Genomic DNA, 24,572 nt, shown 5'->3' with positions numbered 1-24,572 from the left:
GGCGGAGCACGGCGGCGGCGGCGTGCGGTGCTCCCACGCTACGAACCCCGTGTTTCGGTCCCCGACGGCGGGAGTAACGCCTCGATGCACTTCCACTCACAGCGCCGGGACGCCCGTGTGAGGTCCCCGGCCCTCTGCTTCCCGGGCCGCGCCGAGTCCCCCCTCGCCGACGCCCTCATGCAGCGAGTCCCCCAGGTGCTCGCAATCCCCCCGGATCGGACGGGGGGATTTGCGAGCACCTGGGGGACTCGACGGTCACGGCCGGGGCCGCGGGGCCAGGGTCGCTGGCTGCGGGTCAGCGGGCGGCGACGCTCCCGGCGATGCGCTTCGAGGTGCGGGCCACCAGCTTTTCGAGCGGCCCCTGGCCCACGGCGCGCTGCCACGCGACGGCCAGGAGGCCGAACACGGCCACCTGCATCCAGAACCAGAACCCCGGGTGCAGGTCGTAGACCCCGGTGCCGAGGAACAGCAGGTGCAGGGTGTAGAGCGTGAACGTCATGGACCCGGCGGCCGCCAGCGGCGTGAGCGCCTTGCCGATCAGCCGGGCCAGGAGCAGGAACGCCCCGAGCGCGAACGCGGCCATGCCGAGGCTCAGGAGCAGCGCCACGGGCGTGTTGCTGTGCGGGGCGGGCACCATGAGCCACCACAGCGTGGTGGTCGGCAGGGACGGGTCCGGGCCGAAGACGAGGATCTCGTCGATCTGCTGCTCGGTCAGCCACGGGGTGGCCTCCCAGATCCGGTCGTAGACGCCGAGGGCCAGCAGCGCCCCCATGGACACCGTCCAGGAGAGCAGGGCCAGCGCCGCGCCGGCGCCCACGAGCCACAGCTGCACCCGCCGGCTGGTGAGGTTCATCCGGCCCAGGGCGATCCCCGCGCACAGGTAGGCCATGTACGGCAGCGCCGGGTAGGTGCCGGTCAGCAGCAGCTGGGAGAGCACGGTGACCGGGTCGGTGACCAGGTTCCACAGGGTGGGATTGCCGTACACATGGGCGGGCAGGACGTCCACGGCCCACTGCATCAGGAACGGGGCCAGCACGGTGAACGCCGCCGCGCTGATCAGCAGGTGCCGGATGCGCAGGCCCAGGAACGGGATGGCGAGCAGGAAGAACATCCCGTAGTAGATGAGGATGTTGTCCACCGGCAGGGCCACGAAGCCCACGAGGAACCCGACGAGGGCGATCACCGCGGCGCGGCCCACCAGTCCCGCCCGGTCCCCGGCCAGCCGCCGGCCCGTGTGCGGGGTGCGGCCCCCGGAGAGGAAGGCGAGGCTCACGCCGGCGAGGGTCGCGAAGAGGGCGGCCGAGTGCCCGGCGAACAGGGACCAGGCCAGGGAGGCGCGCTCGTTCTCCGCGTCCCAGACGGGCAGGGTGTGCACGGCGACCATCCCCAGCAGGGCGAAGCCCCGGGCGGCGTCCACGCCGACCAGCCGCCGCCGGGTGCGCCGCCCGGAGGCGCCGGGGACGTTGAGCACCGCGGTGCCCCCGCCGCGCGTGGCGGCCGCGTGCTCAGCGCTCACGGGTGACACCTCCGGCGGGCGCGGCCTCGAGGGCCTCGGCGTGCAGCGGGCGGATCGGGTTGCCGCCCCAGGTGCTGCCGGCGGGCACGGTCTCCTGGGCCATGACCAGGGAGCCGGGGCCCACCGTGGCGCCGGCCTCCACGGTGCTGCCGGGCAGGACGAAGCTGTTGGGCCCCAGGGTGGAGCCCGCCTCCATCGACACCGGCTGCAGCCGCATGATGCGGTCGTGGAACAGGTGGGTCTGGAGCACGGTCCCGCGGTTGACGGACACGCCGCGGCCCAGGTGCACCAGGTCGAACTCGGGCAGCCACCAGGTCTCGCACCACACGCCGCGCTCGATCTTCGCGCCCATGAGCCGGGCCCAGGCGTTGAACACCGGGGAGCCGACGGCCAGCCGGATCAGGCCGGGTACGGCCAGGGACTCCGCGAAGGTGTCGGCGAGCTCGTTGCGCCACACGAAGGAGCTGAACAGCGGGCGCTCGCCCTCGCGGAAGCGGCCCATCAGGGCCCACTTGACCAGCACGGGGACGAGGGCGGCCAGCACACCGGCGGCGAGCACCACGGGCGTGGCCCACAGCAGCGCCGAGACGATGCCGTCGAGGCCTCCCCCGGCCCGCATGTACACGGTGGTGAGCACGAAGACGATCGCGAGGTCGATCCACGCGGTGACCATGAAGGGCACGGCGCGCAGCGACTCGACGAGCGTGCGGGCCACGACCAGGCGCCGGCGGGGCCGGTAGGTGACGGCCTCGTCCGCGGTGTCGGTGACGCGGCTGATCGGCTCGGGCAGCCGGCCCAGCCAGGAGGTGCCGCGCTCGGCGTCGGCCGGGGCGGAGGAGAGCACGGCGACCAGGGAGTCCTCGGGGACGTCCCGGTCCGGGCCCACGATCGCGGAGTTGCCCACGAAGGAGCGCTCGCCCACGGTCGAGGGGCCCACGTGGATCCAGCCGAAGCCGGTCCGGGCGGAGCTGACCATCGAGTGGTCGGCCATGAAGGAGCCGGACTCGAAGGTGGTGAGGTGCGGCAGGGTCTCCACGGTGGAGATCTCCACCTGGTTGCCCACCCGGGCGCCCAGCAGCCGCAGGAAGAACGGCGTGGCGATGGAGGCGTAGACCGGGTAGGTGGAGACGAGGCTCTTCTGCAGCAGCACGCCCGTGAGCCACACGGCCCAGCCCACGGTGCCGTCGGCGGCGTGGTGGCCGGGACGGATCAGCAGGGCGAGCGCGCGCACGATCAGCACGAGCAGGGCGAGGTAGACGAGGACCGTGAGCACGGCGAAGACGGGCACCCACAGGGCCATGACGGGGAAGACGAGCTCGTAGAGCTCGAGCCCGCGTACCTGGGTGAAGACGATCAGCGCGCCGGGGACCACAGCCAGCACGGGCAGGATGCCGACCGTGCCGAGACCCAGGGCGTACAGCAGCCCGGTGAGGAACCGGTTGCTGCGGCCGGGGGCCCACTCGAGCCAGGACTCCCCGGCGGGGCCGAGGTCCACGAGCGGGGAGCCGCCCTGCAGGCGGCCGGCGGGGACGGTGCCGGTGACGTGGGAGCCGGGGTCGACCTCCGCACCGGCCTCGACGACGGCGCCCGGGCTCAGGAGCGTGCGGGTGCCGACCCGGGCGTTCTCGCCCACGGTCACGCCGCCGAGGTGGAAGACGTCGCCCTCGAGCCAGTAGCCGGACAGGTCCACCTCGTGCTCGATGGCGGCGCCGTCGCCGATGCGGGCCATGCCGCTGACGGGGGGCATCGTGTCGAGGTGGGCGTGGCGGCCCACCCGGTTGCCGAGCAGCCGGAAGAGCAGCACCATCACGGGGGCGCCCATGAGGGGCTCGAACTTGTTGAAGATCAGCACCCGCTCGGCCATCCAGACCCGCAGGTGGGTCCAGGAGCCGCGGGCGTGCGCGCCGGGGCGCAGCCGGAAGGTCAGCAGCCGGATGAACAGCGCGGTGAGCACCAGCCGGCCGGGCAGGGCGAAGAGCACGAGCCAGCCGAGAGCCAGGGGCAGCAGCGGCGGGTTCGGGACCCAGCCCGCACCGAGCACGTTGAAGAGCAGCCACACGACGATCGTGGCGCCGACGACGTAGCGCAGCCCCGAGACGGCGTAGAGGGCCGTGAGGAAGGGGATCTGCACGAGGCCGTTCCAGCGGGGGACGTCCGTCACCCGGCGCTCGCGCGCGGCGTCCTGGGCGACGACGTCGACGGGCGCCAGCGTGGTCAGGTACTCGTGCATCCCGGCGAGCGTGGGGTGCCGGTAGATCTCGGCGATCGCGGCGTCCGGGTAGGTGCGGCGGATCTCGGAGACGAGCTTGGCCACCGCCACGGACGTGCCGCCGAGGACGAAGAAGTCGCTGTCCTCGTCGATGGGCAGGGGGCCGAGCTGGTCGGCCCACAGGGCGGCGAGCCACTCGAGCTCGGCGTCGATCTGTGAGGCCTCCGCGGCGGCGCCGGCGGAGGGCAGCGGCCAGGGCAGGGCCTTGCGGTCCACCTTGCCGGAGGTCTTCAGGGGCAGCTCGTCCATCAGGGTCAGCGCGGGCACCATCTGGCCCGGCAGCCGGTCGGCGAGCAGGCGGCGGGCGTCGGCGAGGTCCACCGAGCCCGGGGCCTCGGCCACGAGGTAGCCCACGAGGACCTGGTTGCCGGCCGGGGTGGTGTGCACGGCGGCGGCGCCGGCCTGCACGCCGGGCAGCCGCGACATCTGCTCGTCGATCTCGCCCATCTCCACGCGCCGGCCGGAGATCTTGACCTGGTCGTCGGCGCGGCCCACGAAGACGATGCCCTCGGGGTCGGCGCGCACGAGGTCCCCGGAGCGGTAGGCCCGCTCCCAGCCCAGGGTGTCCATGGGCGCGAACTTCTCGGCGTCCTTGGCGGGGTCCAGGTAGCGGCCCAGGCCCACGCCGCCGATGATCAGCTCGCCCTCCTCGCCCCACCGGACGGGGTTGCCGGAGGTGTCGACGATCGCCAGCTCCCACCCGGGCAGCGGCAGACCGATGCGCACCGGCGGCTCGCCGGTGAGCACGGCGCCGGTCGCGATGACCGTGGCCTCGGTGGGGCCGTAGGTGTTCCAGACCTCGCGGCCGGGGTGAACCAGGCGGGCGGCGAGCTCGTTCGGGCACGCCTCCCCGCCGAAGATGAGCAGGCGGATGCGGCTCAGCGCCTCGGCCGGCCACATCGACGCGAGCGTCGGCACCGTGGAGACGGCGGTGATGTCCCGCTCGACCAGCCACGGGCCGAGGTCGGTGCCCGAGCGCACCACGGCGCGGGGGGCGGGGACCAGGGCGGCGCCGGAGCGCCAGGCCAGCCACATCTCCTCGCACGAGGCGTCGAAGGCCACGGAGAGCCCCGCCATCACGCGGTCGCCCGGGCCCAGGGGGCGCCGGGGCAGGTAGAGCTCGGCCTCGGCGTCCACGAGGGCGGCGGCCGAGAGGTGGCTGATCGCCACGCCCTTGGGCTTGCCGGTGGACCCGGAGGTGAAGATGATCCAGGCGTCGTCGCCCGTGCCGGGCTGCTGGCAGTCCGCGCCCGCGCGGACGCCGGTGCGGGGCCGGAGGGACAGGTCCGCGCCGTAGACGGCGCACACCGAGGCCTCCTCCCAGACCGTGTTCGCCCGCTCGTCCGGGTCGTCGAAGTCGACCGGGACGTAGGCGGCGCCGGCGAAGATCGTGCCGAGGACGGCCACGTAGAGGTCCACGGTCCCGGAGGGGACGCGGATGCCCACGCGGTCCCCGCGGCCGATGTCGAGGTCCCACAGGCGCTGGGCCTGGGCCTCGACGCGCTCGAGGAACTCGGCGTAGCTGAGCACGGTGGTCCCGTCGTCGAGGGCCACCGCGTCCGGGTGGCGCGAGACGGTGTCCATGACGATGTCCACGAGCGTGCGCGGGGCCGGCGCGGGCGAGACGGGGAAGACGGCGCGGCCCGGGACCTGCGGCATGGGCTGCGTGTGCAGGGCGCGGTCGAGGACCTCGCCGTCCTCCATCGGGTCCTGCTCCGGGTAGCGGTCCTCGAGCAGGTGCCGACCGCCTCCCTGGCGGGTCGAGCTGCTGCGCGTGGTCGGGCGCACTGTCATTGAATCCCCCATCGACTTCACTGCCGCTGCGGATCTGCACAGCGGCCGGTGCCGACAGGAAGGACGGGCCCAGGGACCGGACGGACCGGACGGAAGGCACCCCGGGGGCACGCGCGCCGGATCAGCGCGGTGCCGAGAGTGTGTGTTCGGCCGTGATGCCCCCGCATCGGCCTTCCCCCTGAGCCGGCTCCCCTGCCAGCTTTGCTTACTGCACCGTACGGTCGGTGCTATTGCATATGCAAGCCGAACGGGGTGTCGCGGCGCCGTCCCGGAGCCCCCGCCTCGGCCACTGCGCCGCGCCATTCCGCCGATCTCGCACTGACCTGGGACGACGACGAGAGATCAGTCACGTCCGCCTGCCGCGGCCCCCCTCGGTGGCTCTGCCGAGGGGGCGGGCGAGAGCTCCGCCGAGCGCTCTTCCGGGGTCTCCCCGGCGGTCATCGCGGCGTCGAGCACCCGGGCCTCGGGCAGCTCGAAGTGGTCCACGCCCTCGCGGTAGCGCACGCTGGTCCGCGCCCAGCCGGTGTCCTCGTACCAGGCGTGCCCGGCGGCCGCCGCGGAGAGCGCGTCGAACGGGGCGTAGGGGTCCGTGCCGTCGTCCTCGAGGCCTACGTCCCAGTGCAGGACGAGCTGCTCGAGCTGCTCCTGAGTCGGCTCCGAGGTCCCGGTGGACGGCGCCCCGCCGCCGCCGGAGAGCACCGCGCCGCCGCCCTGCAGGAAGTCCGCGCGGTCGGCCAGCAGCTCGTAGCTGATGAACTCGGCGCCCCCGGAGTAGCCGTGCAGCCACGTGCGGGAGCGGTCGAGGTCGTACTCGGCGAAGATCCGCTGCTCGGCCAGGGCCAGGAACCACTCGGCGTTGCCGTCGAGATCCTCCCACCAGGTGGGCTCGCCCTGCCGGTCCGGGGTGCGGGGGGCCACGAGCACCGCGTTGTGCGAGCGCGCCACCTCCGCGAGGCAGGAGACCTTGTGCCCCGGGTGCTCGTACTCGTAGGCCCCGTCCCCGTGCAGGCGGAAGACCACGCCCACGGGCTCGCTCCAGTCGATGCCGTCGGCGAAGACGTGGTAGCTGCTGGTCGTGCCGTCGTGCTCGAAGGGCACGTCGAGCCGGTCCGCGGTCCCCTCCGCCCAGCGCAGTCCGCCGGAGAGCACCGGGCCGGTGCTGAGCGGGCGGGCTCCGCCGCGCGGGGCGGTGCTCACGTCCTCGAGGCCGTAGGGGGCGCAGGAGACCTGCTCGTCCGGCCCCGGGGCCGTCGTCCACGCCCACCGGGCGGCGAGCGTCGCGGCGACCAGGGCCAGGAGGGCGCCGGTGAGAATGGCCACATCCACGATCGGGCGGGATCCGCGGCGCGGCGCGGCCTGGCCCGGATCCGGATGCGTTTTCACCCGTCCATCCTAGGCGGAAGCACGACCGGCGGCTTCCCGCCGAATTTCGGTTTTGCAATCGTTCCCCCATAATCGGCCAGGACCGTTCGGGGGGACGGCGCCCCCCACTTCCTCCTTCCGTGGTCCGTCCACCGCAGCAGAGGAGAAGATTCCGCGTGACCATCACCGCACGCTCGCAGGCCGAGCAGAGCGCTCCTGAGATCCAGGAGCAGCCGCCGGCCCAGGACAGGCTGCGCCGCAGCCTCAAGCCCCGCCACCTGACCATGATCGCGATGGGCGGCGCCATCGGCACCGGCCTGTTCGTGGCCTCGGGCAACACCATCGCCACCGCCGGGCCGGGAGGGGCGCTCCTGGCCTACGTGGTCATCGGCTTCATGGTCTTCCTGCTGATGCAGAGCCTCGGCGAGATGGCCACCTACCTGCCGGTCTCGGGCGCCTTCGAGGAGTACTCGACCCGCTTCGTGAGCCCGTCCTTCGGCTTCGCCATCGGCTGGAACTACTGGTACAACTGGGCGATCACCGTGGCCGCCGAGCTCGTGGCCGCCGCGCTGATCATGCGCTACTGGTTCCCCGACTCGCCCTCCTGGATCTGGTCCGGGTCCTTCCTGGCCATCCTGTTCGCCCTCAACGCGCTCAGCGCCCGGGCCTACGGCGAGAGCGAGTTCTGGTTCTCCCTCGTCAAGGTCGTCACGATCGTGCTCTTCCTGGGGCTCGGCATCCTCATGATCGTCGGCATCCTGGGCGGGGAGTCGCCCGGCTTCGAGAACTGGACCACCGGGGAGGCGCCCTTCGTGGGCGGCGGCCTCGGCATCCTGGCGATCTTCATGGTGGCCGGCTTCTCCTTCCAGGGCACCGAGCTCGTGGGCGTGGCCGCCGGCGAGGCGGAGAACCCCGAGAAGAACGTCCCGCGCGCCATCCGCACCGTGTTCGTGCGCATCCTGCTCTTCTACGTGGGCGCGATCACCGTGATCGGCTTCCTCATCCCCTACACCAGCCCCAACCTGCTCACCAATGGCGTCGAGGACATCTCCATCTCCCCGTTCACCCTGGTCTTCCAGAACGCGGGCGTCCTGGCGGCGGCCTCGGTGATGAACGCGGTGATCCTCACCGCCATCCTCTCCGCCGGCAACTCCGGGCTCTACGCCTCCACCCGCATGCTCTGGGCGCTGGCCGACAGCGGCAAGGCCCCGCGCTTCCTCGCCAAGGTGAACCGCCGCGGCGTGCCCATGAACGCGCTGATCGCCACCACCCTGGTGGGTGGGGCGTCCTTCCTCACCACCTTCATCGGGGACGGTGACGCCTACGTGTGGCTGGTCAGCGCCTCGGGGCTGGCCGGGTTCATCGTGTGGATGGGCATCGCGTGGAGCCACTACCGCTTCCGCAAGGCGTACACCGTCCAGGGCCACGACCTGGCCGACCTCCCCTACCGGGCACGGTTCTTCCCGCTCGGGCCCCTGGTGGCGCTCGTGCTGTGCGCCGTGGTGATCCTCGGGCAGAACTACCAGGCCTTCATCGGCGACATGGACCTCATGGCCGCCCTGACCGCCTACATCGGCCTGCCGCTGTTCCTGGCCCTGTGGTTCGGGCACAAGCTGGTCACCGGCTCCAAGATGGTCCGCTACGAGGACGCCGACCTCACCCGCCCCCGCGACTGACCACCGGCCCACTTCCGCCACTCGCCCCGCCGAGCCCCCACACTCCGGGCCGCACTTCCGCCGAGTCCCCAGTGCTGTGGCAGTTCCCCAAACTTAATCTGGGGATCTGCGACGGGACTGGGGACTCGACGTTTCGGCAGGCGAGCTGAGGGCTCAGGCCACCGAGCGGTAGCGGGAGACCACCACGTCCACCAGCTCGGCGGGAACCTCTCCCTCCGGCACGGCCAGCGGCTCGGTGTCCACGTCCGCGCCGGCCTTCCGGGAGAGGTCCAGGAAGTAGCCGGGCGCCAGCAGGTAGTTGGCGACGACGACGCGACCCCCGTCCGCCAGGCCGGCCCGGGCGCCGGACACCGCCTCGGCCACGCGCGGACAGGCGGCGGCCAGGTAGGACACGGTCACGGGCCGCTCCAGCTCCTCTGCCAGCAGGTCCGCCACCGCGGCGCAGTCCATCACCGCGCGTCGGTCGGAAGACCCGGCGGTGGCCAGCACCACGGAGTCGTGCTCCCCCAGCGGGGCCCCGGCGGCCGTGCAGGCCTCGTGCACCCGCCGGGCGAGCAGCCGGGCGAGCGCCCGGTCCGGGCCCAGGGCGGCCGAGACCCGGTGGAGGTCGTCGGCGGCGACCGCCTCGGCCACGTCCACGTAGACGTGATAGCCGGCGGAGAGCAGCAGCGGCACCACCACCGCGGGGCGCCCGGCGTACTGCTCGGTGCGCTCGGCCAGGTCGGGGGTCTGCACGTCCACCCACGTGGGCACCACCTCGACGTCCGGCAGCTCGGCGGCGACGGCGTCCACGAGGCGCTGCACGGCGGTGCGCCCGGACGGGGAGCTGGTGCCGTGGGCGCAGGCGAGCAGGACGGGGGCGTCGGAGGTCGTCATGGATCCCAGCCTACGAAAGACGGCCCGCGGCGGTCGCCGGCGTCACGCGGCGTCACGGGGGCAACCGTGCTGTAACACGCGTGCCGCATCCTGGTAGTGGCGGCCGGCCCGCCACGACCCCCGCTCTCCCCCTGGAGGACCGCATGCTGTTGACCGCCGACCTCACCGGAGTCCCGGTGCTCGTCCTCGGCGCCCCGGACGACGCCCGCCGCGCCCGGCGCCGCTACGAGGCGGCCGGCGCCGCCGTCCGCTCCGTGGCCGAGCCCGCGCTGCTCGACCCGGCGGACCTCGCGGGCGTCGCGCTCGCCGTGGTCGTGGGCCCGGCGGCGCAGCGCTGGCGCGAGGCCTTGGCCGCGGCCGGCGCCCGCGTGCCCGTGGTGCAGGAGCCTGCGGCCCGCACCGGCGGCCGGGTGACCCTGGTCGGCGGCGGCCCCGGCGCGGACGACCTGCTCACCGTGCGCGCCGTGGCGGCCCTGCAGGACGCCGACGTGGTGTTCGTCGACCGGCTCGCCCCCGCGGGCGCGGTGGCCGCCGCGGCCCCCGGCGCCGAGATCGTCCCCGTCGGCAAGACCCCCGGCCACCACCCGGTCCCGCAGTCGCAGATCCAGGACCTCATGGTGGAGCACGCCCTGGCCGGGCGCTCGGTCGTCCGGCTCAAGGGCGGGGACCCCTACGTCTTCGGCCGCGGCGCCGAGGAGCTCGCCGCGTGCGCCGCCCACGGCATCCCCGTGGACGTGGTCCCGGGGATCACCAGCGCGGTCTCGGTGCCGGGCGCGGCCGGGATCCCCGTGACCTTCCGCGAGGTCTCCCGGATGTTCACGGTCGCCTCCGGGCACGTGCCGTTCTCCGAGGCGGAGCTCGCCCACTTCGCCGGCCTCGGCGCCGGCGGGGGCACCCTGGTGGTGCTCATGGGGGTGGCCACCCTCCCCCACCTCGTGGCCGGCCTGGTCCGCAACGGCGCCGATCCCAGGACGCCACTCGCTGTGGTGGAGCGCGGGTTCACCGACCGGCAGCGCTCCACCATCAGCACGCTCGCCACCGCGGTCGCGGACACCGCGGCGGCGGGCTGCGGCTCGCCCGCCGTCGTCGTCGTCGGTCCCGTGGTCCGCCTGGCGACCGCCGAGCGGGACGCGTTCCTCGCGGAGGTCACCGCCCATGGCTGCTGAGGACCTGCCCCTGGCCGGCCGGGTGGTCGGCGTGACCGCGCACCGCCGCTCCGAGGACCAGATCGCCGCCCTCGAGCGCCGCGGCGCCCGCGTGCTGCACGCCCCCGCCCTGCGCGTGGAGCCGGTCGGCGAGGACGCCGGGCTCGCGGCCGCCTCCCGGGCGATGTTCGAGGCCCGCCCGGACCTCGTGCTGCTGACCACCGGCTACGGCCTGCGCCGCTGGCACGACGCCGCCGTGGCCCAGGGCTTCGACGCGGACCTGCTGCTGTGCCTGCGCGAGGCCGCCGTCTACGTGCGCGGGCCCAAGGGCCGCGGCGCGGTGCGCGGCCTGGGCCTCGAGGACGCCGGCATGTCCGCGGACGAGACCACCGCCGGGCTCGTGGACCTGGTGCTGGCCGAGCACGGCGGGAATCTCGCCGGGCGCACGATCGGCCTGCAGCTGCACGGGATCGCGGACGCGGTCCAGCGCCGCCGGCTGACCGACGCCGGGGCTCGCGTGCTCACCGTGACCCCCTACCGGTGGGCCCCCGCCGACGACGCCGGGCAGGTGCCGGTGCTCGTGCGCGAGGCCGCCGCCGGGCGGGTGGACGCCGTGACGTTCACCGCCGCCCCGGCCGTGGACGCACTGTTCAGCACGGCGGAGGAGCTGGGGCTGCACGAGGAGCTGCTGGCCGCGTTCCGCCGCGGGATGCTGGCCGCGACCGTGGGGCCGGTGACGGCCGCGCCGCTGCTCGAGCTCGGGATCGACCCACTGGTGCCGGAGCGGTTCCGGATGGGCGCGATGCTCAAGCAGCTCACGGAGGCTCTGGCCGGGACGGGCACCGACGACGACGCACGGTAGGCGTCCCGACCGCGGCCGCACGCGGGGACCGCTCGGTGGTGGTGGAGCGCCCGGTGGCCGACCGGCCACCGCACGGCAACGACACGGCAACAGGTACGGCAATGGCAACGACAACGGCCCCGTGACCGATCGCCGGCGCCACGGGCGCGGGACGATTGCGGGGGCGCGCCGGAGCGGGGGTCAGGGGAACCGGGGGTACCCCGACGCACCCCTGCGACCGCTCAGCAACCGCCGACGTCGCAGGTCAGGCGGACTTTCGGTCCGCGTGCACTGAATGTAGCAGAATGTTCCGCATTAGCGAACACTTTCCTGATGTAATGGTGACGGAATGGTCACGGCCGCCGAGCTGCCGTCCGGCCGAGTCCCCTGCCGGGCCCCGCCGGGCCTGATACCGGACTCTCCGAGGGGCTGTGCACCGGGCTCTCCACCATGCTCCGTGGGGCTCCACCAGCCTCTTCGCCGGACTCTCCGTGGGGCTCCACCAGCCTCTCCGCCGGACTCTCCGCGGATTCCTCCTGCGGACGCCGCGGCGGTGGGCGGCAGGCTGGGCGCGGACCGCCCGACCGCCGACAGGCCGCCCGTGACCATCCCTCAGCTCGCCTCGTACGTCGACGACACGCTGCTCAAGCCGGAGACCTCCCGCGAGCAGATCGCCACCCTGTGCGAGGAGGCTCGTCAGTACGGCTTCGCCTCGGTGTGCACCAACCCGGTGTGGACCGGCTCCGTGCGAGCAGCAGCTGGCAGGCAGCGACGTACTGACCTGCGCGGCGGTCGAGACCGGCGCCTCCCGGATCGGCGCCGGCAGCGGTCCCGCACTCCTCAGCTGAGCCCACCGCGCCTTCCGCGGGCCACTCCTGCCCAGCCATGGCTGTCCGCGGCAGCCCCAGACATGCACACCGTCTCCGGCTCATGGCCTGCGCCCAGAGCCCCATGGTCCGGCACGTCGGAGGCGTTCGTGGCACAACTTCTCGCCCCATAGAATTGCATCCATTCCCACGGTACAGCGGACCCGGGCGGCTGCGCCCGCGGGGACTGCTTTGTCTAGTCAGCGCGACAGCCACCCGGTTGTGTCTGCAACACACCGTCACGAATGTGACCACACTTCACAGTCGCGCATAGCCAATTGGGGGACACGGGGAGATTGTCCCGACCACAGTTCGGCCTACATTTTTAGAGCGTATCGACGCCCCTGCCGTCCCGACCTACCTCCAATTCAGTCATTGACGATCCCAAATACATACTTCTGAATTGGCTGCCCTCAATGTGTCACGTGGTTCCGCCTATGACTGCAAGCGCAAATACTGCATGCTCTCTGGAGGTTGGTTCTTCCGGGGGGACGGGCCAACTGACTCGCGAACGAGAGTCGGTAATGCTTTCAGGGGGCTAGCAATGTGTTCGGCAGACAGATCCGTCATGCCTACAGGCGAATTCATCGGTACGCATGCATTCGGGCTCACTGGCCTTTCTGACATTTACGAAAAGAATCTCGGACGCGGTGCGCGACGCGAGCGTGGAGCACGCCGGAACCTCCGAGAGAGGTGCCGCGGAGTTCCCCGGTGCCGGTTTCGACTCGGACCGACAAGAGTTCCAGTCGCCGGCCAAGGGGCCGGACAGCGGTTCATCGACGACCCCACTCCGGAGATCAGATTTCTGAAACCGCTCAACGGTATCGAATCCCCGAAGACACATCTGGGAAGTATCGACACCATGGTCCGCCCGACATACTTTCCGCTCCCTGAGCGTGAAGTTCCATTCGCGCTCCTCGGAGCACAGGGGTTGGCGGAACAGTGCGGCCAGCTCCAGGGTCGCGCCGCAATAGATGACACGCACGTATTAGGGGAGGTTTTTTCATGATGCAGGTTGGGAACGTGGTCACTGTGACCGGGCAGGTGACCTTCGGCCGGGACGCAGCGATGTTCGAGAGCCTGCTCGATTTCGTGGCTCAGTTGAGTGTGGTGCTGTGGTCCTTGGTGATCCTCACTTTGGTCATCCGCTTCATCGGCGTCTCCATGTATCGGCGTGGTGCCGCTCGCACGGGCCTCGCCGGCGCCGTGGCGCCGAGCGAGACCGTTCCGGCCGCCGCCACGAGCACCACGTTCGACGGGATCCGGCAGCCGGCCGGGGTGTCGGCTGCCGCGTCCGCAAAGACCCCGCGCCGCGTCCCCGCGTTGGCCGGCAGTTCCACGGGGTGGTGAGCATGGACATCGCACTGGTGATCTTCTGGCTGTTCGCGGGCGTCAGCATCCTCTACGTCGTGCACTTCGGTCTGTACCTGGTGGGCGCCAACTTCTACGACGTCTGGCAACAGCGGCGGAAGAGCATGTGGGGTGGGGTCCGGCTCCCGAACGCGAGCGAGCCGGAGTGCGCGGCGACGGCCATCTGGAGCCGCTCTGGCCCTCCAGAGGTGCCCGGGCTCATCTCCGTCGTCATCGCCGCTCACAACGAGGAGGCCGTGATCGTCCGGACGCTCGACTCCCTGCGGCGCAGCACCTATCCCTTCTACGAGGTCCTCGTCGCCGACGACGCCTCCACAGACCGCACCGGTCAGCTGGTCCTCGACTACCAGATGCAGCACCCCGACCTGGACCTGCGCATCGTGGAGATGCCCGAGAACGTCGGCAAGGGCGGAGCCCTCAACGCTGCGCTTCGCCAGTACGCTCGCGGCCAGTTCGTCATGACATTCGACGCCGACTCGATCATCGAACCGGACGCCATGATGAATGCCCTGTCCTACTTCGATGACCCGTATGTGGCCGGTGTTGCCGCCAACGTGCAGATCCTGGAAGAGCCGACAGCGCTGGGCATCCTGCAGCGCTTCGAGCACATGATCGGATACCGCTCCAAAAAGCTCTACTCGATGCTCAATTGCGAATTCGTGGTCGGTGGAGTGGCCTCCACCTACCGGATGAGCGTGCTGCGCAAGGTCGACTTCTACGACACGGACACCCTCACCGAGGACATCGGGCTGAGCGCGAAGATCACCAACCTGGGCAACCGACGCTTCCGCATGATCTACGGCGCGGACGTGGTCGCCAAGACCGAGGGGGTACTCACCTTCCGGGCGCTGGCCAAGCAGCGCTACCGCTGGAAGTACGGCAGCATCCAGAACCTCATCAAATACCGCGGCCTGGTGCTCAACCCGAGCCGCCGGTACACCCGCACGCTGACCTACTACCGCATGCCGATGGCGCTGCTCAGCGAGTTCACGCTGCTCGTCTCACCCCTCGCCCTGTCGTATGCGGTCTACTGGTCGCTGGCCACGCAGACGGCGGGCCTGGTGATCGGCGCATACGCAACCATCACCGCATACACCCTGCTGACGGTCTGGATGGACGAGAACCTGTCGAGGCGCGAACGCGCCCGGTTGTCGATCTATGCACCGACGGCGTACTTCTTGTTCTACATCATGGACCTGATCCAGCTGACGGCGGCGATCCGCTGCATCGCGAACGCGCAGGGCCTGTTCAAGCGCCCTGAGATCAACACGTGGAAGTCCCCGGAACGGGCCGGCAGTGTGGAGGTGGCCAGTGGTGCGTGAGCGTGGATGGTTCCGCAGGGTGATGTTCAATCCGCTCGTCGTCGTCTCCCTGGTGGCAGCCCTCATCACCAGCGGATGGATGCTGTACACCGCGGGGACGGACGGCATCGCTCAGGCGCGGCCCGGCTCGAACCTGCTCCCCCCGCTCCAACCGACTGCGGAGGGCGCCCCGGCTTCGGGAGTGTCGGCGGCCGCTGAGTCCGCGGTCGACTGGAACATCAGCCGCAGCGGTGACGCCCAGGCTTCGCTGGAGCTGGTCGACGGGCAGGTGCGCGACCAGGCCCAGGCCTTGCAGCTGGACGTCGCCCGGTACGGCTCGGGCGATGTGACGCTGACGAGCCCACGGGTGGAGGTCGAGCCCAACGAGACCTATCTGTTCAAGGCCTTCACCACCAGCAGCACGGACTTCACGCTGCTGGTCCGCCGGCACCACGCCGACGGCAGTGTGACTCTGGAGCAGCTGCCGAACCAGCTCGAGCGGCCGAGCGAGCTCCCGTTCACGGTGAGCGACGCGTTCGACAGCGCGGACACGGTGACCGCGGTGGAGTACGTCTTCCGGGTCGCCTCGAAGGGCACCCTCACGGTCGAGGGCGCGTACCTCGAGGCGGCGGACGACGTCCGGTTGCCGCCCGCCGCGGCGACGGGCCCCAACCTCGTTCCCAACCCCGAGCTCACCGGCCCCCAGCCGGGCGCACCCGACTCATGGTCTCCGTACACCTCCGGAGCGTCGACGGTCGAGTCCGGCCGCGGCCAGGACGAGGACGGCAGCTTCCTCTGGACCCGCATCGCGAACTACCAGGACGGCGAGGCGAAGTGGGAGTACCAGCCGGTCCCGGTGACTCCTGACCAGTACTTCGAGTTCGGGGCGACCTACCGGTCCGAGCGCAAGGCGGACGTCGTGGCGGAGTTCGTGCGCGCCGACGGTGAGCGCGAGTTCCACCACCTGGCGACGGTGCCGCCGGCAGGTGAGTGGACGAGGATCAAGAAGTCCTTCCAGGTTCCCAAGGGTGCGACGACGGCCGTGGTCACCCTGGTCTCGCACGGCAACGGCACCACCGGAGTGCGCGACCACTCGCTGGTCGATGTCACGAAGGAGGGCCCCCTCCGCTGGGACCAGCCCATGGTGTCGATCTCGTTCGACGACGGCTGGCAGTCGATCTACGACCACGCCTTGCCCCTGATGGACGAGCACGGGTTCCGGTCCACCCAGTACGTCAACCCCAGCTCCCTCGAGACCCCGGACTTCATGACGGCCGCCGAGGTGCGGCAGATGCACGAGGCCGGGCACGAGATCGCCGCGCACAGCTACGAGCACGTCGATCTCACCTCGATCGGCGCCGACCGGCTGGAGGAGCAGATGCGGCAGGGTGACGAGATGCTGGAGGAGGCCGGTCTCGGCACCGACAACCTGGCACCCCCGTACGGACGGTCGGACCCCCAGGTCGACTGGCATGCGAGCAAGTACTTCGACATCGTGCGCAGCACGAAGCACGGCATCAACACCCGGCAGAACCTCGACACGCACGATCTCAAGGTCTACTACGTGACCAACGAGACCACGCAGGACGAGCTGGCCGCAGCGCTCGCCGAGACGTCTCGGGCGAACGGCTGGCTGATCCTCGTCTACCACCAGGTCGCGGATCCCGACTCGTCCTGGACTGAGCAGGAGGCGATCCTCGCGGACCGGAACAACATCAGCACCGACGTCTTCGCCGATCAGCTGCGGCTCATCGACGAGAGCGGCATCGAGGTCCAGCCGGTCGCACCAGCGTTCGAGCAGCTCCAGGGCTCGTGATGGCCCCCAACAGTGTGATCCGGCTCTGCCGGCCACCCGGAAGAAACCGGAGAATGCCATGAGCAGAAGCAGGTTCCGCTTCCCACGGTCGGGCGCCAGGCTCGCCGCAGCGGCAGGGGCGGTGCTGGCACTGACCGCGGGGCTGCTGACACCGACGACGGCGCACGCCGCCGTGGCGAACCCGGAGCCTTCGCCGCTGGTGTCCTTCACCTTCGACGACGGCTTCCTCAGCTCCCTCACCGAGGCCGCACCCACGCTGCAGAAGCACGGGCTCACCGGCACGAACTACGTCCCCACGGACTGCGTCGGCATCACCACCGTGCCGAACTCGTGCCGGGCGAATCCCAGCGTCCCGTACATGACCTGGGACCAGATCCAGGAGCTGCAGAACACCTACGGCTGGGAGATCGGCTCGCACACCGCCTCCCACCGGTGCCTGGCGAGCGCCGGCAACGGCTGCCAGGACAACAGGCTGACGCCCGCCGAGATCGATGCGGAACTGGCCGGCAGCAAGTCCGCCCTCGCTGCGCGCGGCATCAACGCGACCGCGTTCGCCCCGCCGTACGGCGACTACGACCAGACGGTCATGGCCACAGCGGCCAAGTACTACAGCTCGATGCGGGGCTTCGCCGACACGGGCAGCAACTACTGGCCGTACAGCGACTACCTGCTGCAGAACGTCCCGGTCCAGGAGGGGGTCACCCCCGTCGAGACCCTGAAGGCGAAGGTCGACGAGGCGATCGCCAACGACACCTGGGTCGTGTTCACCTTCCACGAGATCGCCGCGGATCCGAGCCAGGACCCCGATGCCTTCGAGTACGGGACGGCGGAGCTGGACGAGCTCGCCGCCTACGTGCAGACCAAGGTGGCGGCCGGGGAGATCGAGAACGTCAACGTCTCCGAAGGCCTCGTGTCCGGCACCCCCAACAAGATGCCCAACGCCAGCTTCAACGCGGGCGTCGGCGAGGGGTGGCGGACCGATGCTCCCGCGACCATCACGGCGGATGCCGGCGGCAGCGGCAGCTACCCCGATCCCACGAGGTCGGTGAAGCTCGTGTCAGGTGCGACCCCGTCGCACCTGTTCTCACCCCAGGTCGCCGTCACCCCGGGGACGAACTATCTGTACAAGACCTTCCTCGACGTCTCCTCGCTGACCTCGGGCGAGGTGGCGTTCTACATCGACGAGTACGTCGCGGCCGGGAACTGGGTCTCCGGGCAGTACAAGACGCAGGAGAACTCCCGGTGGGTGCAGGAGCTCAACTTCGCCTATACGCCGAGTTCGACGGACGTCGCCGAGGCCAGTCTTCAGGTGATCGTCGAGGGGACCGGGATCACGGCCCATCTGGACAACGTCGAGCTGCTGGCCCTCGGCGCCGAGACCCCGCCACCGCCCGCCGCCAACCTGGTGGCCAACGGCACCTTCGACGCCGGCATCGCCGATGGCTGGAGGACCGACGCCGCGACGGCCGTCGTGGCCGACGACGCCGGCAACGGCTCCCCGGCCAACCCGGTGAACTCGGTGAAGGTGCAGGGGACGGCGGCCAACGTCCACCTGTTCTCGCCGCTGGTCGACGTGACGCCGGGCGACTACCGCATCTCGGCGCACCTCGACATCAGGGATCGCACCACCGGTGACGTCGGCTGGTACATCGACGAGTACGACGCCGACGGCAACTGGATCTCCGGGCAGTGGAAGCTGGCCAGCTCCGACGCGGGCGTCACCGACGTCGACCTGACGTACTCGCCGAGCTCGGCCGACGTCGCGACGGCGAGCCTGCAGGTCTACGTGACCGGGGACACCGAGCTGCTGGCCTACCTCGACGACGTCCGCTGGTGGCGGCCCTGAGGGCCGGGCACACACGGGTCCTGGCCGTGATGGCGTCCGGTCTGCTGCTCGCCGTCGTGGGGTGCTCCCCCAACGATCCGGCGCCCGGGCCCGACGTTGCCGTCGACCTGCTCCAGCAGGACTGGCAGCACGTGCCGGGGGTGACGAACGGCGGCGACGTCCTGGAGGTCTCGTCCACCGCGCGGCGCATCGTCGAGCAGGACGGCGGGGGCGGCCAGCCGAACCCGGCGCTCAACCTGGCCGGAACGCACCTGGTGGCCGAGGGGGACTTCACTCTCAGCGCCTCCTTCTCCGACGTGACCGGCGATGCCTCCTGGGCCATCTACGACAGCCCTCCGGTGATCGCCGACGAGTTCCGGATCCAGCCGGCGGGCCTGCGGCTCACCCTGCGCGGCGACGACCTCGAGATCGAGGTCTTCGACGGTTCGCCGCAGGAGGATGTTAATGAACCCTGGCCGGTGTACGAGGAGCACGTCACGGTCTCGGACCCGGAGGCCACGCTCACGGTGCGCCGGTCCGGGGACACGCTCGAGATCGCGGACGACGGGGACACCGTGTCCTCGCTGCCCTACGGCGGGGTGTTCGAGTCGGGAGAGCTCTGGCTGGGGCTGTCGAGCGAGGACGGCTCCTTCCAGGTCGACTCCCTCACCGCCACCGCGCCGGAAGGGGCACCGCTGGCCGCCGCAGGCCCGGCGGTGGCGCGGGCCGAGCGGTCGGAGGACGGGCTGCAGGCCCTCGCCGACCGGGAACGGCCGGGCTTCAGGATCGGCGCCGCGGTGGCACTGGGGCCGCTGGTCTCGGACTCCGACTACGCGCAGGAGCTCATCGGCAACTTCGGCGCCGTCACGCCGGAGAACGCGATGAAACCCCAGTACCTCTCCCCGCAGCAGGGCGTGTACACCTTCGAGGAGGCCGACGCGATCCTCGCGATCGCCGAGAGCAAGGGCATGGCGGTGCACGGGCACACCATCGCGTTCGGCGAGGCCCTGCCCCGCTGGATGCAGGAGCTCCCGGCCGGCACCGAGGAGGAGCGCCGCGCGAGCGGCGAGGTGCTCCTGGACTACGTCACCACCGTGGTGACGCACTTCAAGGGGCGACTGGACTCGCTCGACGTCGTCAACGAGCCGTTCGACGTCGATCAGGGGACCAGTCTTCAGGAGCACGTCTGGTACCGGGTCTTCGGACCCGACTATCCGGCGGTCGTCTCCAAGGCCGTCCACGCCGCCGATCCCGACGTCAAGCAGTTCATCAACGAGAACGGGGCGGACGTGCCGGGTGACCGCCAGGACGCTCTGCTCGAGCTCGCCCTCGAGACCAACGCTCAGGGCGGTCACATCTACGGCGTCGGCCTCCAGGCCCATGTCTACGATCTCGACACCGACGCCATTCCCGCCGACGACCTCAGCGATACGCTCGATCTCTTCGAGGACGCCGGGTTCCGCGTCCGCATCTCGGAGAACGACGTCACGGACGACCGAGGAACGGAGGCCCAGGCCGAGCAGTACGCCGCAGTGCTGGCCACCTGCCTGCGTTCACGTACCTGCGTCTCGTACACCACCTGGGGCGTGGACGACCGCTACAACTGGTGGATCGACGGCCACGGCAAACTGCGCCAGGGCAACGACTTCCTGTTCGACGACGGGCGCCCGACCCCGGCATACGAGGCCATGAGGCAAGCGCTGGGCGGCTGAGCGCAGGGCTCCAGGCGCACAAGCCGTGCGATCACTGCTGCCGGGGAAGAGAATGCCTCAGCCAGCGAGCAGAATCAGTGCTGCCCTTGGCCTGAGCACAATACAAGCGGGTGTTGGGCCCCTTGTCCAAAAATTCCACCCAGTAATGCCTTCAGTTTTCAGTCCGAGCGAAGGCACTATTCAGTGATGCTTTCCGATCAACAATTCCTGATCCCCCGCGGAGTCGTGCACCTGCACTCGACAACCAAGTTTTTTCCGATACAGATCAACCGGCCCTCCTAATGACGCAGCATTACCAGCAGTGGCGTACTACTTTTCCGTACCGCTGGAGCAACAACATGTATTCGCTCAAGGCACGTCACACTATTTCACAAATACCGGCACCAGTAAGCTCGAGGTCATGTGTGGAATTGTGGGATATGCAGGCCGGAATAACGGCCAGTCATCGTCGGCGCTGAATTCAGCCGCTCCGGCATTCGAGAACGAGCCGTCCGGAGCGCAGCACCGAGCGCTCGACGTCGTCATGGAGGGCCTCCGGCGCCTCGAGTACCGCGGGTACGACTCCGCAGGCGTGGCGGTGATCACCGCCGACGGCATCGAGTCGCGCAAGAAGGCGGGCAAGCTGAGCAACCTCGTGGACGAGCTGACCGCCGACCCGCTGCCGCCCTCACTGACCGGTATCGGCCACACCCGCTGGGCGACCCACGGTGGACCCACCGACCAGAACGCGCACCCCCACCTCGCCGACGACGGGAAGCTCGCACTGATCCACAACGGGATCATCGAGAACTTCGCCGAGCTCAAGGCCGAACTCGCCGGTGAGGGCCTGATCTTTCTCTCGGACACCGACACCGAGGTCGCCGCCGGGCTCGTTGGCCGCCTCTACCGTGCACTCGTCGAGAGCGGCGCCGAGGGCGACCTCCTGACCCTGGCCCTGCAGCAGGCCTGCCAGCGCCTCGAGGGTGCCTTCACCCTGCTCGCCATCCACCGGGACCAGCCCGGCACCGTCGTCGCCGGACGCCGCAACTCCCCGCTCGTGGTCGGACTCGGCGACGGCGAGAACTTCCTCGGCTCGGACGTCTCGGGCTTCATCGACTTCACGCGCCGCGCCGTCGAACTCGGCCAGGACCAGATCGTCACCATCACGCCCGACGACGTCACCATCACCGACTTCTTCGGCGCCCCCGCCGAGGGCACAGAGTTCCACGTCAGCTGGGACGCCGCCGCGGCCGAGAAGGGCGGCTTCGACTCCTTCATGGAGAAGGAGATCCACGATCAGCCGGATGCCGTCGCCCAGACACTTCTCGGGCGGTCCGACGTCTCGGGCGACCTCGTCCTCGACGAGCTCCGCATCGACGAGTCGATCCTGCGCTCCGTCGACAAGATCGTGGTGCTCGCCTGCGGAACCTCTGCGTACGCCGGACAGGTCGCCAAGTACGCCATTGAGCACTGGTGCCGGATCCCCACCGAGGTGGAGCTCTCCCACGAGTTCCGCTACCGGGATCCCATCGTGAACGAGAAGACCCTCGTGGTAGCGATCTCGCAGTCCGGCGAGACCATGGACACGCTCATGGCTGTCCGGTACGCCCGAGAGCAGGGCGCCAAGGTCGTCGCGATCTGCAACACCAACGGCTCCACAATCCCCCGCGAATCGGACGCCGTGCTCTACACGCACGCCGGCCCCGAGATCGCCGTGGCCTCGACCAAGGCGTTCCTCGCCCAGATCACCGCGGCCTATCTGCTGGGCCTGTACCTCGCACAGCTGCGCGGCAACAAGTTCCGCGACGAGATCTCCGATGTGCTCGCCGACCTCTCGGAGATCCCCACCACGATCCAGACCATCCTCGACGACGCCGAGAAGATCAAACGGCTCGGCGCGGAAATGTCGAACGCGAAGTCAGTACTGTTCCTCGGCCGCCACGTGGGCTTCCCCGTGGCCATGGAGGGCGCGCTCAAGCTCAAGGAGCTCGCCTACATCCACGCCGAGGGCTTCGCAGCAGGTGAACTCAAGCACGGCCCGATCGCACTCATCGAGGCGGGACAGCCCGTCGTGGTGGTCATGCCGTCACCGAACGCATGGGATTCCCTGCACGCCAAAGTGGTTTCCAACATCCAGGAGATCCGTGCACGCGGTGCCGTGACGATCGTCATCGCGGAGGAGGGCGACACCTCGATCGACGACCACTCGGAGCATGTCTTCTACGTGCCTTCGTCCCCGGCACTCCTCGCACCGCTGCTCACCACGGTCCCGCTGCAGATCTTCGCTCTCGCCTTCGCCAGCGCCAAGGGCTACGACGTGGACCAGCCGCGCAACCTGGCGAAGTCGGTCACGGTCGAGTAGTCCCAACCCGGTGCCTTCGTCATGGGCTCGGAGGCCTTGGACTTGTCCTGGCGCCGCACGCGTCTGCAACCGGTGTACCGGTTGCGGCGGAGCATGATCGGCGGTGTCGTGGGACTCCATCCCAGTGGCTCGTGCGTCAGTTGCCGCACCACCGTGTCTCTCGGCACGCCTGGGCCCCGCAGTGTGGCACTGCTGGCCCGCCTCCACGGTCCGACGGTCCAGGGCCGCTCGATCAGGCTCGAGGCGCTCCCCGATGACGTCGGGGTCGAGCCCGTCCGGGCCGGCGCACGCGGGCAGGTCAGGGCAAAAGAGGTGGCGTCAGGCACTTCGACGTCCTCCGGAAGGGCGGCGTAGGAATCGCCATCATCGGGAGGCCTCGACGCCTACCGCGCGGGCATCGTTCAGCGGGGTGAGTGCCACAACGTCAAGGGTTCCGTGGGTAGGCTGGGCGCGACCCGCCCGTCCTGTCGAAAGGCCGCCCGTGACCACCCCCCAGCTCGCCTCCTACATCGACCACACGCTGCTCAAGCCGGAGGCCTCCCGCGAGCAGATCGCCACCCTGTGCGCGGAGGCGAGGCAGTACGGCTTCGCCTCGGTGTGCACCAACCCGCTGTGGACGCCGTTCGTGCGGGAGCAGCTCGCGGGCAGTGACGTGCTGACCTGCGCCGTGGTCGGCTTCCCGCTGGGCGCGTCCGCCACGGAGGTCAAGGCGTTCGAGACCGCGACGGCCGTGGCCGCCGGGGCCGACGAGATCGACATGGTCATCGACATCGCCGCCGCCCGCGCCGGCGAGCGCGAGCGGGTCGAGGCCGATGTGCGCGCCGTCGCCGAGGCCGCCCACCAGGGCGGGGCCCGGCTCAAGGTGATCATCGAGACGTGCCTGCTGACCGACGAGCAGAAGGTCCTCGCCTGCGAGGCCGCCGTGGCCGCCGGCGCGGACTACGTGAAGACGTCCACGGGCTTCTCGACCGCCGGGGCCACCGTGGCGGACGTGCGGCTGATGCGGGCCACCGTGGGCCCGGACATCGGGGTCAAGGCCTCCGGCGGGATCCGCACCCGCGAGGACGCCCTGGCGATGATCGAGGGCGGCGCCTCCCGGATCGGCGCCAGCAGCGGTCCCGCACTGCTCGGCTGAGTCCGCCGCCCGCTGGTCGGCCGAGCGCATCCGGTCCTGCTCGGTGGAGCGCACCGGCCCGGATCTCCTGAGCCCGCCGCGCCCTCCACCGGGCACCGCCGCGGGCCGCGCCCGAACGACTAGACTGGCCCCGAACGCCCTGCGGCCGCCGTGGCCGGCCGCTCCCACCGTCAGAAGGATTGGATCCATGGCCAACCGAGCCCAGTCGTCCACCAGCACCGCTGCGGACGCGACGCCCAGCGGCCGCAGCGGCGGCGCCACCGTCCGCTCCCACTCGGGCCAGGGACGCACGGTCAACAACCTGGTCTTCCTCGTCCTGTGCATGGCGATCATGATCGGCAGCTTCATCGCCTTCGCCAGCTACCCGAACAGCCCGCTGATCTGGATCGTCGGCCTGGGCCTCTACGCCCTGGCACTGCTGATCCCCGTGGGCATCCTGCAGAACAGCACCGCGAAGAAGGCCGAGGGCGGGCGCACCATCCTCATGCACGTCCCGCCGAGCACGGAGGTCGCCGGCGAGCCGACCACCGCGGCGGCCTTCCCGGACCCACCCCGCAACATCGGCACCCGGGACGCCGAGGTCCGTGCCGAGCACAAGAACGACACCCTGGGCAAGGCGACCCAGTAGACCGTCCCGCACGACGACGCACGGCCCCCTCCCGCACCCGCGGCAGGGGGCCGTCGGCGTTGCGGACGAGGCGGTCGCGCGGAGCATCCGGGCGTCGG

The 24,572-nt window shown here is 70.7% G+C and carries 15 protein-coding genes; 11 read left to right on the top strand and 4 right to left on the bottom strand.

The window, feature by feature from the left end; genetic code table 11:
• Positions 1-295: 295 nt before the first annotated feature.
• The 3 genes from ACP7CD_RS08420 to ACP7CD_RS08410 form a co-directional block, all read right to left on the bottom strand.
• Positions 296-1,516 (bottom strand): heparan-alpha-glucosaminide N-acetyltransferase domain-containing protein, encoded by a 1,221-nt coding sequence (locus ACP7CD_RS08420; RefSeq protein ID WP_176338115.1) that lies wholly within the window; start codon positions 1,514-1,516, stop codon positions 296-298.
• A complete protein-coding gene (locus tag ACP7CD_RS08415; RefSeq protein ID WP_426120030.1) occupies positions 1,506-5,489 on the bottom strand; it encodes a Pls/PosA family non-ribosomal peptide synthetase in 3,984 nt (1,327 codons plus the stop codon). The genes ACP7CD_RS08420 and ACP7CD_RS08415 overlap by 11 nt, the downstream gene beginning before the upstream one ends.
• Positions 5,490-5,921: 432 nt before the next feature.
• Positions 5,922-6,962 (bottom strand): hypothetical protein, encoded by a 1,041-nt coding sequence (locus ACP7CD_RS08410; protein WP_426119957.1) that lies wholly within the window; start codon positions 6,960-6,962, stop codon positions 5,922-5,924.
• Positions 6,963-7,117: 155 nt separating this feature from the next.
• On the opposite strand from ACP7CD_RS08410, the gene ACP7CD_RS08405 reads away from it, so the two are divergent.
• Positions 7,118-8,617 carry an amino acid permease gene (locus ACP7CD_RS08405; RefSeq protein ID WP_426119955.1) on the top strand — a complete coding sequence of 500 codons (1,500 nt, stop codon included), beginning with the start codon at positions 7,118-7,120 and terminating at the stop codon, positions 8,615-8,617.
• Positions 8,618-8,770: 153 nt separating this feature from the next.
• Here the strand turns inward: ACP7CD_RS08405 and ACP7CD_RS08400 are convergent, their stop codons facing one another.
• Positions 8,771-9,493, bottom strand: a complete 723-nt coding sequence (locus ACP7CD_RS08400; protein ID WP_426119953.1) for a sirohydrochlorin chelatase — start codon at positions 9,491-9,493, stop codon at positions 8,771-8,773.
• A gap of 143 nt (positions 9,494-9,636) precedes the next feature.
• Here ACP7CD_RS08400 and cobA point away from each other — a divergent pair, with 143 nt between their 5' ends.
• The 10 genes from cobA to ACP7CD_RS08350 all read left to right on the top strand — a co-directional run bounded on the left by cobA (position 9,637) and on the right by ACP7CD_RS08350 (position 24,474).
• A complete protein-coding gene (gene cobA / locus ACP7CD_RS08395) occupies positions 9,637-10,659 on the top strand; it encodes a uroporphyrinogen-III C-methyltransferase (protein WP_426119951.1) in 1,023 nt (340 codons plus the stop codon).
• Complete coding sequence (locus ACP7CD_RS08390) at positions 10,649-11,500, top strand: uroporphyrinogen-III synthase (protein ID WP_426119949.1); 852 nt, start codon at positions 10,649-10,651, stop codon at positions 11,498-11,500. The genes cobA and ACP7CD_RS08390 overlap by 11 nt, the downstream gene beginning before the upstream one ends.
• Before the next feature lie 1,868 nt (positions 11,501-13,368).
• Entirely contained in the window at positions 13,369-13,695 is a 327-nt protein-coding gene (locus ACP7CD_RS08385) for a hypothetical protein (RefSeq protein ID WP_426119947.1), read from the top strand.
• A gap of 2 nt (positions 13,696-13,697) precedes the next feature.
• Positions 13,698-15,038, top strand: coding sequence for a glycosyltransferase family 2 protein (locus ACP7CD_RS08380; RefSeq protein WP_426119945.1), 1,341 nt, complete (start codon positions 13,698-13,700; stop codon positions 15,036-15,038).
• Between the two features lie 22 nt (positions 15,039-15,060).
• A complete protein-coding gene (locus tag ACP7CD_RS08375) occupies positions 15,061-16,833 on the top strand; it encodes a polysaccharide deacetylase family protein (protein WP_426120029.1) in 1,773 nt (590 codons plus the stop codon).
• A 58-nt stretch (positions 16,834-16,891) separates the two neighbouring features.
• Complete coding sequence (locus ACP7CD_RS08370; RefSeq protein WP_426119943.1) at positions 16,892-18,679, top strand: polysaccharide deacetylase family protein; 1,788 nt, start codon at positions 16,892-16,894, stop codon at positions 18,677-18,679.
• Positions 18,667-20,370 (top strand): endo-1,4-beta-xylanase, encoded by a 1,704-nt coding sequence (locus tag ACP7CD_RS08365; protein ID WP_426119941.1) that lies wholly within the window; start codon positions 18,667-18,669, stop codon positions 20,368-20,370. Before ACP7CD_RS08370 ends, ACP7CD_RS08365 begins: the two co-directional genes overlap by 13 nt.
• A 400-nt stretch (positions 20,371-20,770) precedes the next feature.
• The gene (gene glmS, locus ACP7CD_RS08360) at positions 20,771-22,711 is read left to right on the top strand and encodes a glutamine--fructose-6-phosphate transaminase (isomerizing) (protein ID WP_426119939.1); all 1,941 of its coding nucleotides are present in this window, start codon (positions 20,771-20,773) and stop codon (positions 22,709-22,711) included.
• Positions 22,712-23,192: 481 nt separating this feature from the next.
• Positions 23,193-23,846: a deoxyribose-phosphate aldolase gene (gene deoC / locus ACP7CD_RS08355; protein ID WP_426119937.1), complete on the top strand. Its 654-nt coding sequence runs from the start codon at positions 23,193-23,195 to the stop codon at positions 23,844-23,846.
• Between the two features lie 187 nt (positions 23,847-24,033).
• Positions 24,034-24,474, top strand: a complete 441-nt coding sequence (locus tag ACP7CD_RS08350; RefSeq protein WP_368826944.1) for a hypothetical protein — start codon at positions 24,034-24,036, stop codon at positions 24,472-24,474.
• Positions 24,475-24,572 lie beyond the last annotated feature (98 nt).

The sequence above is a fragment of the Kocuria sp. LHG3120 genome (assembly GCF_049897445.1).
In the GTDB taxonomy this organism is placed as follows: domain Bacteria; phylum Actinomycetota; class Actinomycetes; order Actinomycetales; family Micrococcaceae; genus Kocuria; species Kocuria rosea.
The sequence above is the reverse complement of the archived record's forward strand: the minus strand, read 5'-3'. Positions and strand labels throughout refer to the sequence as shown.

Coding starts and splice junctions, on each gene's coding strand:
- ACP7CD_RS08415 (WP_426120030.1), bottom strand. CDS start 5,489: ATGGAGGACGGCGAGGTCCTCGACCGCGCCCTGCACACGCAGCCCATG.
- ACP7CD_RS08400 (WP_426119953.1), bottom strand. CDS start 9,493: ATGACGACCTCCGACGCCCCCGTCCTGCTCGCCTGCGCCCACGGCACC.
- cobA (WP_426119951.1), top strand. CDS start 9,637: ATGCTGTTGACCGCCGACCTCACCGGAGTCCCGGTGCTCGTCCTCGGC.
- ACP7CD_RS08390 (WP_426119949.1), top strand. CDS start 10,649: ATGGCTGCTGAGGACCTGCCCCTGGCCGGCCGGGTGGTCGGCGTGACC.
- ACP7CD_RS08380 (WP_426119945.1), top strand. CDS start 13,698: ATGGACATCGCACTGGTGATCTTCTGGCTGTTCGCGGGCGTCAGCATC.
- ACP7CD_RS08375 (WP_426120029.1), top strand. CDS start 15,061: ATGTTCAATCCGCTCGTCGTCGTCTCCCTGGTGGCAGCCCTCATCACC.
- ACP7CD_RS08370 (WP_426119943.1), top strand. CDS start 16,892: ATGAGCAGAAGCAGGTTCCGCTTCCCACGGTCGGGCGCCAGGCTCGCC.
- glmS (WP_426119939.1), top strand. CDS start 20,771: ATGTGTGGAATTGTGGGATATGCAGGCCGGAATAACGGCCAGTCATCG.
- ACP7CD_RS08350 (WP_368826944.1), top strand. CDS start 24,034: ATGGCCAACCGAGCCCAGTCGTCCACCAGCACCGCTGCGGACGCGACG.